The sequence below is a fragment of the Kitasatospora sp. NPDC059803 genome, assembly GCF_042732255.1.
Classification (GTDB): Bacteria; Actinomycetota; Actinomycetes; order Streptomycetales; family Streptomycetaceae; genus Kitasatospora.
The window spans coordinates 1,788-16,598 of sequence record NZ_JBHWIJ010000028.1 but is presented as its reverse complement, the minus strand read 5'-3'; the positions used below and the strand labels follow the sequence as shown (position 1 = coordinate 16,598).

Here is a 14,811-nt window from a genome sequence, read left to right as displayed (position 1 = left end):
CCGCCCCCGCCGAGCGGGCCGCGGAACCCCCGCGCGGCGCCCACCCCCCCCCCCCCGGCCCCGCCCCCCACCCGGCGCTGGCCCCCCCCCCCCGGGTTGGCCCCGCCCGCCACGGCGGCTTCGGGGGCGCGCCCAAGTTCCCGCCGGCCATGGTCGTCGAGTTCCTGCTGCGCCACCACGCCCGCACCGGCTCCGAGGCGGCCCTGGAGATGGCCGTCCGCACCGGCGAGGCGATGGCCCGAGGCGGCATCCACGACCAACTCGGCGGCGGCTTCGCCCGGTACGCGGTCGACGCCGGCTGGGTCGTGCCGCACTTCGAGAAAATGCTGTACGACAACGCCCTGCTGCTGCGCGCCTACCTGCACCTGTGGCGGTCCACCGGCTCCCCGCTGGCCCGCCGGACCGCGCTGACCACCGCCGACTTCCTGCTGCGCGAACTGCGCACCCCCGAAGGCGCGTTCGCATCCGCGCTGGACGCCGACAGCCTCGACGAGGAGACCGGGAAGTCCACCGAAGGCGCCTACTACGTGTGGGAGCCAGGCCAGTTGGTCGACCTGCTCGGCCCCGCCGACGCGGCCACCGCCGCCCGGCTGTTCACCGTCACCGCCGGCGGCACCTTCGAACACGGCACTTCCGTCCTCCAACTCCTCGCCGATCCCGAGGACTTCGCCGAGTACGAGACCATCCGGGCCCGGCTGTTCGAGGCCCGCACCCGGCGGCCCGCCCCCGCCCGCGACGACAAGGTCGTCGCCGCCTGGAACGGCCTCGCCATCGCCGCCCTCGCCGAGACCGGCGCTCTCCTGGAGCGCCCCGACCTCGTCGAGGCCGCCGAACGCGCCGCCGACCTGCTGCTCGCCGTCCACCTCACCCCCGACGGCCGGCTGCTGCGCACATCCCGCGACGGCCGGGCCGGCGCCAACGCGGGCGTCCTGGAGGACTACGCCGACACCGCCGAGGGCTTCCTGGCCCTGTACGCCGTCACCGGCGACGCCGCCTGGCTGCAACTGGCCGGCGGACTCCTCGACACCGTGCTCAAGCACTTCACCGACGAGGCCTCCGGCGCGCTCTACGACACCGCCGACGACGCCGAGGAACTCATCCGGCGCCCCCAGGACCCCACCGACAACGCCACCCCGTCCGGCTGGACCGCCGCCGCCGGCGCCCTGCTCACCTACGCCGCCTACACCGGCTCCGACCGGCACCGGACGGCCGCCGAACGGGCCCTCGGCATCGTCGGCTCGCTCGCGTCCCGGGCCCCCCGGTTCATCGGCTGGGGCCTCGCCGTCGCCGAGGCGCTGCTCGACGGGCCGCGCGAAGTCGCCGTCGTCGGCCCGGCCGACGACCCGGCCACCGCCGCACTGCGCCGGGCCGCGCTGCTCGGCACCGCGCCCGGGGCGGTCGTCGCGGTGGGCTCGCCGGCGGGTCCGGCGGATGGTTCGGCGGCGCGCCCGGTGGAGAGCCCGGCGGATGGTTCAGCGGAGGACGGTGGCGCGGAGGTGCCGCTGCTGGCGGACCGGCCGCTGGTCGGCGGAGCGCCCGCCGCCTACGTCTGCCGGCACTTCGCCTGCGAAGCGCCGACCACCGACCCGGCAGTCCTCGGCGAGCGGCTGGGCGTCGTCGTCGAATAATCCGCTGGTGGGAGGGGCGCGGCCGGGCCAGAATGGGCCATGACCTGGATCTTGAGCAGCTCGTTCGACGACTTCCGGCGCCACGCGGAAGAATTCCTCGCCGCCCGCCCGGCCGAGAGCACCGTCCTGCTCACGGTCGTCCACCGGCTGGCCGAACGCGGCCTGGACGTGTTCGGGCAGCGGCCACCGGTCTTCGGCTGGTGGCACCCGGCGGACGGCGGCCCGGTCGAAGGAGCCTTCCTCCAGACGCCGCCGTTCAGCCCCCGGCTCTCCTGCACACCGGCGGCGGCAGCCGAGCTGGCGGTCGAACTGGCCGCCGCCGGGAGCGAGTTCACCGAGGTGTCCGGCGTCGGCGGAGGTGCGGACGCGGTCCGGGCCTTCGCCGCGGCCTGGACCGCCGCCACCGGCGCCGACCAGTCCGTCCGCTTCAACGAACGGCTCTACCGGCTCGGCGAGTTGACCGACCCGCCCCGCCCGCCCGCCGGCCACCACCGACCCGCCACACCGGCCGACCGCGAACTGGCGATCCGCTGGTACGAGGAGTTCCTCGTCGAAGCCGGGGTCGACCTGCCCAACATCCCCCAGGCCGTCGACGACCGGATCGCCACCGGCGGCCTCCACCTGTGGGAGGACGGCCGCCGCCCCGTCGCCCTGGCCGGCAGCAGCCCGGTGATCGCCGGCATGTCCCGCATCGGCCCCGTCTACACCCCGACCGACCAGCGCGGACGCGGCTACGCCAGCGCCGTCACCGCCGCCGCCTCCGCCCACGCCCTCGCCCAGGGGGCGGCCGAGGTCCTGCTCTACACCGACCTCGCCAACCCGACCAGCAACTCCATCTACCAGCAGATCGGCTACCGGCCGGTCGAGGACTGCCTGACCCTGGACTTCACGACGCAGGACGGAAGTCACGCGTAGTCGACCGGGCGGCCGCCGACCACCTTCGTGTTGAAGGGGTCGGCGTCCGAGGTCGCGACGGGTGCCGGCAGATGGTCCGCGTTCACATACGTCTGCGCGCAGGTCAGCAGATTGCCGCCGGCCGACTTCATGTCACCGGCCAGGCCGTCCAACAGCGCCTTCCAGGCCGCACCGCACCCCTGCAATGCCGCCCCGCTCTGCCAACCCGCCAGACTCCCGGCCGCCTTGGCGCTCGGCTCGGCCAACTTCGCGGTCTCGTCGGGCACTTTCCCGGCGACGGTCAGCGCGCCGTTCCCGGCCGCGGTCAACTCGCCCGGTTTGACGGTGAATCCTGGGTCGCTCGGCACGATGTCCCCCGATCTCCGTATCGATAGCGGGAGTTATGGTATCCCTGAGTGCTCCGGGGGCACCTATGGGTAACGGGGGGACTGGGGGATGGACCTCGCAAGCCTGAAGAACGCCAAGCTGGCGGACTTGTACGCGGTGGCGGACGCCTACGACGCGTTGTGCAAGGCGTACGGCCAGCACGCCGCCGACTGGAAGAGCGGCACCGCGGACCGGGTCCACGGGTCCGGGTGGAGCGGACCGGCGGCCGCCGCCGCGATTCCGGTCCTGGACGGCATCACCGACAAGCTGGGTGCGGCGGCGACCGAACTGCACTGCATCGGCGCCGAGGTGCGGGACTGCGCCGACTCCCTCACGCTCGCCCAGGGCAAGCTCCGCAAGGCGCTCGTCGACGCCCAGACCAAGGGCATGTCGGTCGACGACAGCGGGTCGGTGAGCTGGCCCCCGGCGAGCAGTCCCTTCCAGAGCACGGACTGGGAGGCCAAGCAGAAAGCGGCCGCCGAGGAGATCTCCAAGCGGATCGGCGCGGCGCTGTCGGAGGCCACCCGGGTCGACCAGGGGCTGGCCGAAGAACTCAAGAAGTACACGGGCCACGCCACCGACAAGAGCGGCCTGGACGCCAGGACAGCGAGCGCGGACGTCTACCTGCTGCAGTTCGGCGAGGCGGCCAATCCGCTCTGGAAGCTGAACATACCGGGCAAGGACGCCACCCCGACGGACGTCAACGCCTGGTGGAAGGGTCTCGGAGCGGACGGGCAGCAGTGGTTCCTCAGCCACCACCCGGAGACGCTCGGCAACCTCGACGGGGTGCCGGCAGAGGTACGGGACCAGGTGAACCAGGCGCACCTGAGGGCCCTCATGAAATCCGCCGGCGACAAGGCGGAGGCGGGCCTGCCGCTGGACTCCAGCGAGAAGGCTGTTCTCGCCCGCTACGGACCCGTCGCCGCCCGCCTCGCGGAGAGCAAGGGAGATCCGCCGATCTATCTGCTCGGCCTCGGCGGCGAGGGAAAGGGCCGCGTGGTCCTCTCGTACGGGAACCCGGACACCGCCACCGACATCTCCGCCTACGTGCCGGGGATCACCACCGACACCGGCAGCCTGGGGGTGGCAGGGAACGTCCACGACGGCACCAACGAGGCGGAGAACGCGCTGAGCCTCTATCGCAGCGCGAGCAAGAAGGCTCCGGCAGGCCATTCGGTCGCCTCGATCGTCTGGCTCGGGTACGACCCGCCGGGAGCCGACCTGGGAGCCGCCTCGACCAAGGCGGGCAAGGACGGCGCTCCGGCGTACGCGAAGTTCCTGAGCGGAGTGCGGGCGAACCACGAGGGCGCCCAGCAGCCGCACATCACTGCGGTCGGACACAGCTACGGCTCGTACCTGGTGGGCCAGGCCACCAAGCTCGCCACCCAGCCCGGGTCGCACTACGCGCCTCCGGACGACGTGGTCTTCCTCGGCAGCCCGGGCGTAGGAGTGGACAAGGCCTCCGACCTCAAGCTGCCACCCGGCCACGTCTGGGTCGGCGCGGCCGACAACGACGTCGTGACGCACGTTCCGTCCAAGTTCGGCATCGACCCGGACGAACGCTGGTACGGGCGGGACCCGGCGAGCAAGCACTTCGACGCGAACCGCTTCACCGTCGACGACTGGAGCAGGGGCAACCCCATCGACGCGCACACCAAGTACCTGACGGGCCGCGGCGGGCCCTCGCTGGACAACGTCGCGGCCATCGTCACAGGCAGCGGGGACGTCAAACGGACGGGCGGGCGATGAAGCGGCCGCGTCGGGCGCTCGGGTGTTCAGTGGCGGCGGTCGCCGTGCTGGCCACCGGGGTGGGGCTGTTCTACAACGGCTACGGGCCGATGGCCATGAAAGACCGGGGAGCCCCCCAGCTGAGCCCGCGCGAGGCGAAGGGGCAACTCGACGAGACCTTGCGGACGGCCATCGGTGCGATAACCCCGCCGGTGGCCTACTTCGGCGGTGTCTACGTCGTGGACCGCTTGCCGGAGCACGCGGACGGCGAACCGAGTCTGCTGTCCGGTGTCATGGCCTCGGTCTCGCTCCGGACGAAGGTCGGCCCGGTGACGACCCCGGTGTTGCTGGACCAGATGAAGCAGCTTTGGGGTGATCGGTGCCGGCAGGACGACACCACCGTCGGCTATGCGGAGACGCACTACACAGATCTGTCGTGCCCCGGGCGCGGTGAGTCGTACTTCAAGCTGTCAGTGGTCAGTTCGGCGGATGGATCGACCCTTGGGGTGCATCTGAGCGCTCGGGTGGACACGGTCCGCTACCAGCCTGAGAAGGACTACGGCACCAGCCCCGTCGGCCCCCGCCTGACCGGTCACGAGGGCGCACCCGACGTCGACGACCCGTACTGGTCGCACTGACGTTGCCCCCCGTCACTCCCAGTCCCACCTGATTCCCAGTAGGCACGGCCGCAGTGCCGTTGCGACCAGGTGGACGCAGTGGTGGCCGTCCAGGGTCAGTTCCTCCGTCTCGTAGGGGGCTTCGCCCGGGGAGTGGAGGGCGAAGCGGTGGCAGCGGACGGGGAGGGCGGCGGGGTGGAAGGTGATCTGGAGGACGTACTGGCCGGCGCCGGAGTTGAAGCCGCGGACGTATTCGCAGCTGGGGTCGGGGGAGGGGGTGTCGTCGAAGCCGTAGCCGAGGAGGTGGGTGTCGCCGGCGCGTAGGCGGCGGTCGAGGAGGAGTTCGGCGACGAGCAGGTGGTGGGTCTGGTCGCGGCGGATGCGGCCGGGGCGGCAGTTCTCTTCGGCGCGGACGCCGACGCGGGTGATGTCGCTGCCGGGGTCGCCCTGGTAGAGGGCGAGGTAGCGGTCGATGCCGTCGCGGTGGGCGCGGAGGGCGTGTTGGGAGTCGCGGCGGGCGAGTTGGCGGTCGGGGCCGAGGCGGATGCGTTCGATGTGGGTGATGGTGTGCAGGCCGGTGTCGCGGGGGCCGGCGATGGTGGCGAGCAGGTCGTCGACGGCGGTGGCGGGGGAGATGAGGTCGCGGTAGGGGCGTACGGGCGGGCCGGCGGGGGTGGTGTCGGCGGCGCGGCGGGGGCCGAGCAGGCGGGTGAGGGAGTGTTCGGGGAGGTCGAGGACGTCTTCGAGGGCGGTGACGGCGCGGAGGGATTCGGGGCGTTCGGGGCGGCGGCGGCCTTGTTGCCAGTAGCTGAGGCTGGTGAGGCCGACGTGGACGCCGCGCAGGGCGAGGTGGCGTCGGATGCGGTGGAGGGTGAGGCCGCGGGTGGCGATGGCGGTGCGCAGGGCGAGGTGGAAGGGGCCGGTGCGGAGGGCGGCGGTGAGGTCGGCCTGGTCGGTGCGGTGGATGACGGCCTCCTGGGGGACGGGTGCGGGCAGACCGTGTTTGACCGTGAATATTCACATCAGGGCGGCGGTTTGTCACCGGCCCTGGTGTGCCACGCGGGGGTTTTCGGGGTGGCGTTCACACCTGTGACCGGTCGTTCACACCTGAACTGTGGTGGTCCTTAGGGTCGTTGACCGGCCTCCGAGGGTGGCGGGATGCTCATGGCGCGATCCGGACCGCGCCCCCACACAGCACCTCGCTCCGCTTGTGCAAGGAGGCATTTCCCCCATGCCAGTTCCACGGATACGGCTGCGCCGCGCGGTCTCGCTGCTCGCCCTCGGCGTGCTGGGCCCGGCGCTGACCGCGGTGGCGGCCGCTCCGGCGCTCGCCGCCCCCGCCCAGGACCTCGCCCCCGTCCAGGACCGCGCCCCGGCGCAGGTTCGCCAGGCTGCCGCGCCCGGCAGCACGGCCGATCTGGCCGGCACGTTCAAGAAGCTCAACATCACCATGCAGCAGCAACAGCAGACCAACTGGTGCTGGGCGGCGAGCGGGAACACCATCGCCACCTGGTTCGGCTACAACTACAGCCAGAACCAGTTCTGCAACGCCGCGTTCGGCCGTTCGGCCAACTCCAGCTGCCCCAACAGCCAGGCCTCGCTGGCCGATGTGCAGAACGGGCTGGACTGGGCCGGCATCAACCCGGGTTCGTACATCACCGGCTACCTGCGCTACAGCACCGTGCAGGCCGAGGTGGACGCGAACCGGCCGATCGAGACCCGGATCCAGTGGAGTTCCGGCGGCGGGCACATGCACGTCGTCTACGGCTACGACACCAGCAGCAACTGGGTGTACTGGGGCGACCCGTGGCCGTCCAACTACCGCTACAACTGGGCGGACTACAACTACTACGTGAACAACAACACGTTCTCGTGGACCCACTCCCTGTACCGGATCGGCGCGTGAGGGCGACCATGACTGACCTCGGAAAGGCCCGTCGGGCCGCCGTCACCGCCCTGCTCGCCGCCGGCCTCGGGCTGGCGCTGGCCCCGGCCGCGCACGCGGACGGGCCGGCCGGCGCCCCGGTGCCGGTGCCCGCCGCGGACCTGGCGAACGCTCGTGGCGTGGTCCAGGACCAGGCCGTCCTCGACAAGGTGGGCCACTTCTTCGCCCGCAAGGGCGTCCCGCCGACCCAGCAGCTGACCATCGGTGCGGCGCAGGAGGCGCAGGCGGCGAGCGCGGCCGCGCCGCGGCTGGCCGGCGACACCGTGCCGGTGTACACCCTGGACGCGGGTTTCGTGGCCGGCGCCCCGGGTGCGCCGGTGGCGAAGGCCGAGTTCACCGCGAGCAAGGTGGTCGCGGCGGACGGTCAGACGGCCTCGGTGTGGACGATCCGGCAGGGTGACTCCTGGCGGGTGGTCAACATCGCCTCCGGTGGTGACGAGAGCGACTACGCGGCGAAGGCGGCTGGCGGCGGGGGCGGTACGGCGTTCCGCGAGCCGCAGGTGAACGCCTGGTACGTGCTGCGCGACGGCCGGGTGCTGCCGCTGGACGACGAGGCCCGGCGCTCGGTGGGCGCGGGCGGGGTGTCGCTGGCCGCGTACCAGAAGCTGGTGCACGAGCGGTACGGGGACAAGCTGCCCGGCTCGGCGTACGACCGGGAGGGCAAGGGCGGCGGCTACCAGCTGGCGGCCGACCAGGAGCGGGCGGCGGGCGGCGGTTCGGCGCTGCCGGCCGTGACGGCGGCCGCGGCCCTAGGCGTCACCGCGCTCGTGGGCGCGGGTGCGGCCGTGCGGCGCAGGGCGGGTGTCCGACGGGGGTAGGGCCTCTCGGGTAAGACATGCACGACGTGCACGACATGCACGACGTGTGCGACGTGCACGACACGTACGCCATGCGAGACATGTGGCGGGGTCCGGCTGATACAGCCGGGCCCCGCCGTGCTGCGTGCGGCCCCGGCGTGTCAACCTGTAGCCGAGCGGGCGCGCTGCGTGGTGTGTCCTGGAAGTAATGCTTCCGCACAAGGAATTGACGCAACGTTGATCTGTCGTTCGCCGCCCGGGGGCAGCTCCGGGTGACGGACGGTAGATACCATGTGGCAATCGGTCAGTGCTGACTGACGCGTGCCGAGAGCGGAGAAGGGGTGGGGCGGCCGGAGCCGACCACGAGCCCGGCGCCGGGAAAGGGGAGTCGAATGGCCGGTAGGGAGTCGAGCGCCCAGGTGTGGGGTGCGGCGGTGGTGGTGGCGTCCGCGCTCGCCGTGGTCGCGGCCTATCTGATCAACGGGGCGATGCTGGTCCTGGTCGTCGCCGGGGTCGAGGTGCTGCTGCTCATGGTCTACGTGGGTCGCCGTTGGCGGGCGCTGCACCGGCCGGCCGCCCCACGGGGGCACCGGCCGTCGGCCGTCACCCCGGACGCCGCGCACTGCGAGCGATGCCGCCGGGCCCGCGAGGCGCTGGACGCCCGGCAGGCGCGTGGCCGCACCGCCGGGCCGGCGGTGGAGCCGTGGCCGGAGGCCGGCGCGGCGGACCACCCGCCGTACTCGCGCCGCCCGCAGGGCCGGGCGCCGTACGAGCGCCCCTGGACAGCGGAACGGGCGGTCGCCCGGTCCGTGGACCGCGCGGCCGCCCGCCGTGGCGCGCCGGGTTCAGCCGGCCGCGCTGTACGCCACCAGTGAGACCCCGACGTACTGCACGATGAACGCGCCCAGGGTGAAGGCGTGGAACACCTCGTGGAAGCCGAACCAGCGCGGTGACGGATTGGGCCGCTTGAGCCCGTACACCACGCCGCCGATGCTGTAGAGCACTCCGCCGACGATCATCAGCACCAGGACGGCGACGCCGCCGGCGTGCAGGAAGTCCGGCAGGAAGAAGGCGGCGGCCCAGCCGAGCGCGATGTACACCGGCGTGTACAGCCAGCGCGGCGCGCCGACCCAGAACACCCGGAACGCTATTCCGGCCAGCGCGCCGCCCCAGGCCACCCAGAGCAGCACCTGCTGGTCGGCGCCCTTGAGTAGCAGGATCGTGAACGGCGTGTAGGTGCCCGCGATGATCAGGAAGATGTTCGCGTGGTCCAGCCGCCGCAGCACGGCGTCCCCGCGCGGGCCCCAGTCGAAGCGGTGGTAGACCGCGCTGACCCCGAACAGCAGCCAGGCGCTGATCGAGTAGATCGCGCAGGCGATCTTGGCGGGGGTGGAGTCGGCCAGGCAGATCAGCACGATCCCGGCGGCGACGGTGGCGGGGAACATCCCGGCGTGCAGCCAGCCGCGCCATTTCGGCTTGCGTCCCGAGGCCTCGTTCTCCGCGCCCTCGTTCTCCGTGCTCTCGACGAGCTCAGCAGTCATGCGCAGCATGCTACCCGCTACCTACGGGGCCGTAGGTTACTGACGCGTAGGAAAGTGGCGATCATCACTCTTGGACGTTTTGGAGTGTTCGAGGTGCCTGCGGGGGCGTCCGGGCCGGGATGTGGACGACCTATTACTGGCCGGTAATCGTACTTACTGTAGTAAAAGATGAGTCAATTTCGACGCTGTGCCTCAGTTTGGCGTCGAAGCCGGAGCTACGCTGCAAGCACCCTCAGACCCCCGCTACGCCACCTCCTCGCCGAGATGGTGTGAAACGGAGCGATCGTGTCGTACGAGATCTCTGCTCTCAGCGCCTCCGCGCCCACCCGCCACCAGCGCCTGCTCGCGTGGGTGAACGAGATCGCCGAGCTCACCCAGCCGGACCGCATCGAGTGGTGCGACGGCTCCGACGAGGAGTACCAGCGCCTCGCGGACCTGCTGGTGGCTCAGGGCACCTTCAAGAAGCTCAACGAGGAAAAGCGCCCCAACTCCTACTACGCCGCCTCGGACCCGACGGACGTGGCGCGCGTGGAGGACCGCACCTACATCTGCTCCGAGCAGGAGAAGGACGCCGGTCCGACCAACAACTGGAAGGCCCCGGCCGAGATGCGGGAGGTCTTCCAGGGCGAGAAGGGACTGTTCCGCGGCGCGATGAAGGGCCGCACGATGTACGTCGTGCCCTTCTCGATGGGCCCGGTCGGTTCCCCGCTGGCCGCGTACGGCGTCGAGATCACCGACTCCGCCTACGTCGCCGTGTCGATGCGTGTGATGACCCGCATGGGCAAGGCGGTGCTGGACCAGCTCGGCGAGGACGGCGACTTCGTCAAGGCCGTGCACACCGTCGGCGCCCCGCTGGCCGAGGGCCAGGCGGACGTGCCGTGGCCGTGCAACAGCACCAAGTACATCTCGCACTTCCCGGAGACCCGGGAGATCTGGTCCTTCGGCTCCGGCTACGGCGGCAACGCCCTGCTCGGCAAGAAGTGCTACGCACTGCGCATCGCCTCGACCATGGCCCGTGACGAGGGCTGGCTGGCCGAGCACATGCTGATCCTGAAGCTCACCCCGCCGTCCGGCGAGGTCAAGTACGTCGCCGCCGCCTTCCCGTCGGCCTGTGGCAAGACCAACCTGGCCATGCTCCAGCCGACCGTCCCGGGCTGGAAGGTCGAGACGATCGGCGACGACATCGCCTGGATGCGCTTCGGCGCCGACGGCCAGCTCTACGCGATCAACCCCGAGGCCGGTTTCTTCGGCGTCGCCCCCGGCACCGGCGTGGACACCAACGCCAACGCCATCGACACCCTGTGGGGCAACACGGTCTTCACCAACGTCGCGCTGACCGACGATGGCGACGTGTGGTGGGAGGGCCTGACCGAGGAGCCCCCGGCGCACCTCACCGACTGGCGCGGCAACGACTGGACCCCCGAGTCCGGCACCCCGGCCGCCCACCCGAACGCCCGCTTCGCCGTCCCGGCCGCGCAGTGCCCGACCATCGCCCCCGAGTGGGAGGACCAGTCGGGCGTGCCGATCTCGGCGATCCTGTTCGGCGGCCGCCGCGCCACCGCCGTCCCGCTGGTGACCGAGTCCTTCACCTGGCAGCACGGCGTCTTCCTCGGCGCCAACATCGCGTCCGAGAAGACCGCCGCCGCCGAGGGCACCGTCGGCGAGCTGCGCCGCGACCCGTTCGCGATGCTGCCGTTCTGCGGCTACAACATGGGCGACTACTTCGCCCACTGGCTGAAGGTCGGCGCCCAGGCGGACGCCGAGAAGCTGCCGAAGATCTACTACGTCAACTGGTTCCGCAAGAACGCCGAGGGCGCGTTCGTCTGGCCGGGCTACGGCGAGAACAGCCGCGTCCTCAAGTGGATCGTCGAGCGCCTGGAGGGCACCGGCGAGGGCGTCGAGACCCCGATCGGCGTGCTGCCGACCGTCGACGGCTTCGACCTCGGCGACCTGAAGCTGTCCAAGGAGGACCTCGACCTGCTCTTCACCGTGGACGCCGACATCTGGCGCCAGGAGGCCGCGCTGGTGCCGGCCCACCTGGAGCTGTTCGGCGACCACACCCCGAAGGAGCTGTGGGACGAGTACCGGAGCCTCGTCGCGCGTCTCGGCTGAGCCTGAGCCTCAGCAGAGCGAGAGGCGGTCGCGCGGCACGAACCGCGCGCCCGCCGAGTGACAGGACGGCCGGAGTTCCCCCGGACGGTCTTTCCCCGACCAAGGAGACCGCCCGGGCCGGGACTCCGGCCGTAGTGCTTTTCCCCGCGCGCCGGGCGCGGGGGTCGCGGCTGCGGTTGCGGCTGCGTGCAGCTGTTCCGGCGTTACGGCTGGGTGTAGCCGCTCAGGAAGTCGCCGATCCGGGTCACCGCGTCGGTGATCTCCTCCGCCCGGGGCAGCGTGACCAGCCGGAAGTGGTCCGGCTCGGGCCAGTTGAAGCCGGTGCCCTGGACCAGCAGGATGCGCTGGGAGCGCAGCAGGTCCAGCACCATCTGGGCGTCGTCCTTGATCTTGTAGACCTTCGGGTCCAGCCGCGGGAACGCGTACAGCGCGCCCTTGGGCTTGACGCAGCTGACCCCCGGGATCTCGTTGAGCAGCCGGTACGCCGCGTCGCGCGAGGCGAGCAGCCGCCCGCCGGGCAGCACCAGGTCGCGGATCGACTGCCGCCCTCCGAGCGCGGCGGCCACCGCGTGCTGGGCGGGCATGTTGGCGCACAGCCGCATCGAGGCCAGCACGGCCAGGCCCTCGATGTAGCTGTGGGCCCGCTGCCGGTCGCCGGAGAGCACCATCCAGCCGGAGCGGAAGCCCGCGACCCGGTACGCCTTGGACAGGCCGTTGAAGGTGACGCAGAAGAGGTCGGGCGCCAGGGTGGCCAGCGGGATGTGCTCGGCGTCGTCGTAGAGGATCTTGTCGTAGATCTCGTCCGCGTAGACCACCAGCCGGTGCCGGCGGGCGATCTCGACGATGCCCTCCAGCACCTCGCGCGGGTAGACCGCGCCGGTCGGGTTGTTCGGGTTGATCACCACGATGGCCCGGGTCCGGTCGGTGACCTTGGCCTCGATGTCGGCGAGGTCCGGGTACCACTCGGCCTGCTCGTCGCAGCGGTAGTGCACCGCGGTGCCGCCGGCCAGCGAGACCGAGGCGGTCCACAACGGGTAGTCGGGCGCCGGGACGAGCACCTCGTCGCCGTCGTCCAGCAGGGCGGTCATGGCCAGCTGGATCAGCTCGGAGACGCCGTTGCCGAGGAAGACGTCCTCGACGCTCAGCCCGTGCAGGCCGCGGTCCTCGTAGTGCATGACCACGGCGCGGCGGGCGGCGAGCAGGCCCTTGGAGTCGCCGTACCCGTGCGCGGTCGAGAGGTTGCGCAGGATGTCCTGGAGGATCTCCGGCGGCGCCTCGAAGCCGAAGACGGCGGGGTTGCCGGTGTTGAGCTTGAGGATGCGGTGGCCCTGTTCCTCCAGCCGCATCGCCTCGTCGAGTACCGGGCCGCGGATGTCGTAGCAGACATTGGCGAGCTTGCTGGACTGGATGACCTGCATGCCTGCCTACTTTAGGGGCACCTCCGGGCACTCCGGTGCGCGTCCCGGGACGCGCACCGGACCGCCCGGACCGGCCTCCTTGGATCGGCAGGCGGGGCTGTCAGCCGACCTTCCAAACCAGGGGCGCGGTGTCCAGGATGTTCCCGTACGTGAGGAAGCTGGGCGGGGCCTCGTTCGGGACGAGATAGACGGCACACAGCTTGACGGACTGCCCGTCCGCGAGCGTGACCAGCGACCGGGTGTCGCACTGCGGGATCGCCTTCTGCAGGGTCGCGGCCGGCAGCGCGCCCGCCGAGTGGTCCTTGGGCTTCACCCAGACCCGCATCATGTAGGCGTCCTCGGCCAGCGGGGCGCCGGTGCGGTTGGTGAAGGAGACGGTGACGTAGTACGGCGTCTTGCCGCTGGTGGTCGTCGACGGGAGGTTGAACGGGGCGATCTCCGCGGCGGTGCCCTTGACGATCGAGACCGCGGCGGCGTCCACCACCGAACTCTTGCCGACGTAGCGGCCGGCGCTGCCGAGCGGCAGCGGGCGGTCGTAGCTGACCTGGGTGACGTTGTTGCCGCCGGCGGTGACGGACGGCTGCGGTCCGGCCGGGGCGGTCGGGGCCGCCGGGGCGCCCGGGGTGGTGGGGGCCGCGGAGCCGGTCGGGGCGCCGGTTGGGGCGCCGGGAGCCGTGGCGGCGCCGGTGGGCGGCGCGGCCGGGGCGCTCGGGGCGGCCGCCGGGTCGGCGTTGTCCGGCCCGCAGGCCGACAGCGCCAGGACGAGCGCCGCCGCCGGCATGCCGGCCGCGATTCTCCGGATGGACTGGGTCTTCGTCATGGTCGTTCCCCCGTTGGATGATGTGGTCGGTGCGCCCCGCCCGGTCCCCGGGTGCCGCACGGACGTGCGGGCGTTGATCGAAAAGGGGGTGCGCCGGTGATGGTAGCCGCAGTCGGTGCGGTGCTGGCCGGATTTCTGGTGGCTCCGCTGCTACGCGGGCTGGTCGCCCGGTTCGCCGTGCCGGAGGGCGAACCCTGGTGCGGTGCCTGCCCGTTGTGCGGGCGCGAGGTGCGGCTGCTGCCGCCCACCGGGCGCTGTCCGGGCTGCCGGGAGCGGTTGGGCGCGGGGGCCTGGTCGGTGGAGCTGGTGGCGGCCGTGGTCGCCGCCGGGCTGGCGTACGCGGCGGACGGGCCGTCGGCCGCGGCGCTGGGCTGGGCGGCCGGGCTCGGCGTGGTGCTCGGCTTCGTCGACGCCAGGGTGCGCCGGCTGCCGTACCGGCTGACCCTGCCGCTGGCCGGCGGGGTGGCCGCCCTGCTGTCGGTGGCGGCGCTGGTGGCGGGGCGCCCTGGCGTGCTGCTGCGCTGCCTGCTGGTGGCCCTCGCGGTCGGGGCGCTGCTCGAACTGGCGGTCTGGATCGGCGCGTTGGGCCCGGGTGACTCCCCGCTGGGGTTCGCGCTGGGCGGGCTGCTCGGCTGGTACGGCTGGCCGGTGGCGGTCGGCGGGCTGTTCGCCGCGGTGGTGCTCGCCGGGCTCTGGGCGATCCTGCGGGCCGCCGTCGCGCTGGCCCGCCGGCGCCCGGTGCGCGGGCTCGACCTCCCGGTCGGACCGTTCCTGCTGCTCGGCGCGCTATTGGCGGTGCTGGCCCGGTAGCGTCCGGGCCCGGTGACGCCCGGACCGGCCCCGCCCGGGGGGGGGGGCGGACCCCGGGGGGCGCGGTGTCCAGGTCGAGCGGCTGGATCGGGGCGTACGGGTCGGGGAGGCTGT

14 protein-coding genes are annotated in these 14,811 nt (G+C 72.3%); 9 read left to right on the top strand and 5 right to left on the bottom strand.

Annotation, left to right across the window (positions count from 1 at the left end):
- Both ACFV6I_RS07315 and ACFV6I_RS07310 read left to right on the top strand, forming a co-directional pair.
- The coding region (locus ACFV6I_RS07315; RefSeq protein WP_380423842.1) for a thioredoxin domain-containing protein at window positions 1-1,628 on the top strand (1,628 nt) is incomplete at its 5' end.
- 39 nt (window positions 1,629-1,667) lie between these two features.
- A complete protein-coding gene (locus ACFV6I_RS07310; RefSeq protein ID WP_380423841.1) occupies window positions 1,668-2,543 on the top strand; it encodes a GNAT family N-acetyltransferase in 876 nt (291 codons plus the stop codon).
- Here ACFV6I_RS07310 and ACFV6I_RS07305 read toward each other — a convergent pair.
- Window positions 2,534-2,890, bottom strand: coding sequence for a hypothetical protein (locus ACFV6I_RS07305; RefSeq protein ID WP_380423840.1), 357 nt, complete (start codon window positions 2,888-2,890; stop codon window positions 2,534-2,536). The two genes, ACFV6I_RS07310 and ACFV6I_RS07305, sit on opposite strands and share 10 nt — an antisense overlap.
- An 88-nt stretch (window positions 2,891-2,978) precedes the next feature.
- Here ACFV6I_RS07305 and ACFV6I_RS07300 point away from each other — a divergent pair, with 88 nt between their 5' ends.
- Together ACFV6I_RS07300 and ACFV6I_RS07295 are read left to right on the top strand one after the other, a co-directional pair.
- Window positions 2,979-4,658 (top strand): alpha/beta hydrolase, encoded by a 1,680-nt coding sequence (locus tag ACFV6I_RS07300; protein ID WP_380423839.1) that lies wholly within the window; start codon window positions 2,979-2,981, stop codon window positions 4,656-4,658.
- Window positions 4,659-4,687: 29 nt separating this feature from the next.
- A complete protein-coding gene (locus ACFV6I_RS07295) occupies window positions 4,688-5,275 on the top strand; it encodes a hypothetical protein (protein WP_380423838.1) in 588 nt (195 codons plus the stop codon).
- A 12-nt stretch (window positions 5,276-5,287) separates the two neighbouring features.
- On the opposite strand, the gene ACFV6I_RS07290 is transcribed toward ACFV6I_RS07295, so the two are convergent.
- Window positions 5,288-6,220, bottom strand: coding sequence for a hypothetical protein (locus tag ACFV6I_RS07290; protein ID WP_079136260.1), 933 nt, complete (start codon window positions 6,218-6,220; stop codon window positions 5,288-5,290).
- Window positions 6,221-6,485: 265 nt separating this feature from the next.
- On the opposite strand from ACFV6I_RS07290, the gene ACFV6I_RS07285 reads away from it, so the two are divergent.
- From ACFV6I_RS07285 to ACFV6I_RS07275, 3 genes are all read left to right on the top strand, one after another.
- Window positions 6,486-7,160, top strand: coding sequence for a papain-like cysteine protease family protein (locus tag ACFV6I_RS07285; protein ID WP_380423837.1), 675 nt, complete (start codon window positions 6,486-6,488; stop codon window positions 7,158-7,160).
- Between the two features lie 8 nt (window positions 7,161-7,168).
- On the top strand, window positions 7,169-8,017 hold the full coding sequence (locus tag ACFV6I_RS07280) for a hypothetical protein (RefSeq protein WP_363372441.1): 849 nt from the start codon (window positions 7,169-7,171) through the stop codon (window positions 8,015-8,017).
- A gap of 371 nt (window positions 8,018-8,388) precedes the next feature.
- Entirely contained in the window at window positions 8,389-8,871 is a 483-nt protein-coding gene (locus ACFV6I_RS07275) for a hypothetical protein (protein ID WP_159398445.1), read from the top strand.
- On the opposite strand, the gene ACFV6I_RS07270 is transcribed toward ACFV6I_RS07275, so the two are convergent.
- Window positions 8,842-9,546: a hemolysin III family protein gene (locus ACFV6I_RS07270; protein ID WP_380345602.1), complete on the bottom strand. Its 705-nt coding sequence runs from the start codon at window positions 9,544-9,546 to the stop codon at window positions 8,842-8,844. The genes ACFV6I_RS07275 and ACFV6I_RS07270 overlap by 30 nt on opposite strands.
- A 276-nt stretch (window positions 9,547-9,822) precedes the next feature.
- Here ACFV6I_RS07270 and ACFV6I_RS07265 point away from each other — a divergent pair, with 276 nt between their 5' ends.
- A complete protein-coding gene (locus ACFV6I_RS07265) occupies window positions 9,823-11,649 on the top strand; it encodes a phosphoenolpyruvate carboxykinase (GTP) (protein WP_363372444.1) in 1,827 nt (608 codons plus the stop codon).
- A gap of 203 nt (window positions 11,650-11,852) precedes the next feature.
- On the opposite strand, the gene ACFV6I_RS07260 is transcribed toward ACFV6I_RS07265, so the two are convergent.
- Both ACFV6I_RS07260 and ACFV6I_RS07255 read right to left on the bottom strand, forming a co-directional pair.
- Window positions 11,853-13,067, bottom strand: coding sequence for a pyridoxal phosphate-dependent aminotransferase (locus ACFV6I_RS07260; protein WP_363372446.1), 1,215 nt, complete (start codon window positions 13,065-13,067; stop codon window positions 11,853-11,855).
- 100 nt (window positions 13,068-13,167) lie between these two features.
- Entirely contained in the window at window positions 13,168-13,887 is a 720-nt protein-coding gene (locus ACFV6I_RS07255) for a hypothetical protein (protein WP_380423836.1), read from the bottom strand.
- A 99-nt stretch (window positions 13,888-13,986) separates the two neighbouring features.
- Here ACFV6I_RS07255 and ACFV6I_RS07250 point away from each other — a divergent pair, with 99 nt between their 5' ends.
- The gene (locus tag ACFV6I_RS07250; protein WP_380377429.1) at window positions 13,987-14,697 is read left to right on the top strand and encodes a prepilin peptidase; all 711 of its coding nucleotides are present in this window, start codon (window positions 13,987-13,989) and stop codon (window positions 14,695-14,697) included.
- The last annotated feature ends 114 nt before the right edge of the window (window positions 14,698-14,811 follow it).

Bases quoted from the DNA above. Each gene is read 5' to 3' on its own strand.
- ACFV6I_RS07260 (WP_363372446.1), bottom strand. From the start codon at position 13,067: ATGCAGGTCATCCAGTCCAGCAAGCTCGCCAATGTCTGCTACGACATC.
- ACFV6I_RS07285 (WP_380423837.1), top strand. From the start codon at position 6,486: ATGCCAGTTCCACGGATACGGCTGCGCCGCGCGGTCTCGCTGCTCGCC.
- ACFV6I_RS07250 (WP_380377429.1), top strand. From the start codon at position 13,987: ATGGTAGCCGCAGTCGGTGCGGTGCTGGCCGGATTTCTGGTGGCTCCG.
- ACFV6I_RS07270 (WP_380345602.1), bottom strand. From the start codon at position 9,546: ATGCTGCGCATGACTGCTGAGCTCGTCGAGAGCACGGAGAACGAGGGC.
- ACFV6I_RS07280 (WP_363372441.1), top strand. From the start codon at position 7,169: ATGACTGACCTCGGAAAGGCCCGTCGGGCCGCCGTCACCGCCCTGCTC.
- ACFV6I_RS07275 (WP_159398445.1), top strand. From the start codon at position 8,389: ATGGCCGGTAGGGAGTCGAGCGCCCAGGTGTGGGGTGCGGCGGTGGTG.
- ACFV6I_RS07310 (WP_380423841.1), top strand. From the start codon at position 1,668: ATGACCTGGATCTTGAGCAGCTCGTTCGACGACTTCCGGCGCCACGCG.
- ACFV6I_RS07300 (WP_380423839.1), top strand. From the start codon at position 2,979: ATGGACCTCGCAAGCCTGAAGAACGCCAAGCTGGCGGACTTGTACGCG.
- ACFV6I_RS07255 (WP_380423836.1), bottom strand. From the start codon at position 13,887: ATGACGAAGACCCAGTCCATCCGGAGAATCGCGGCCGGCATGCCGGCG.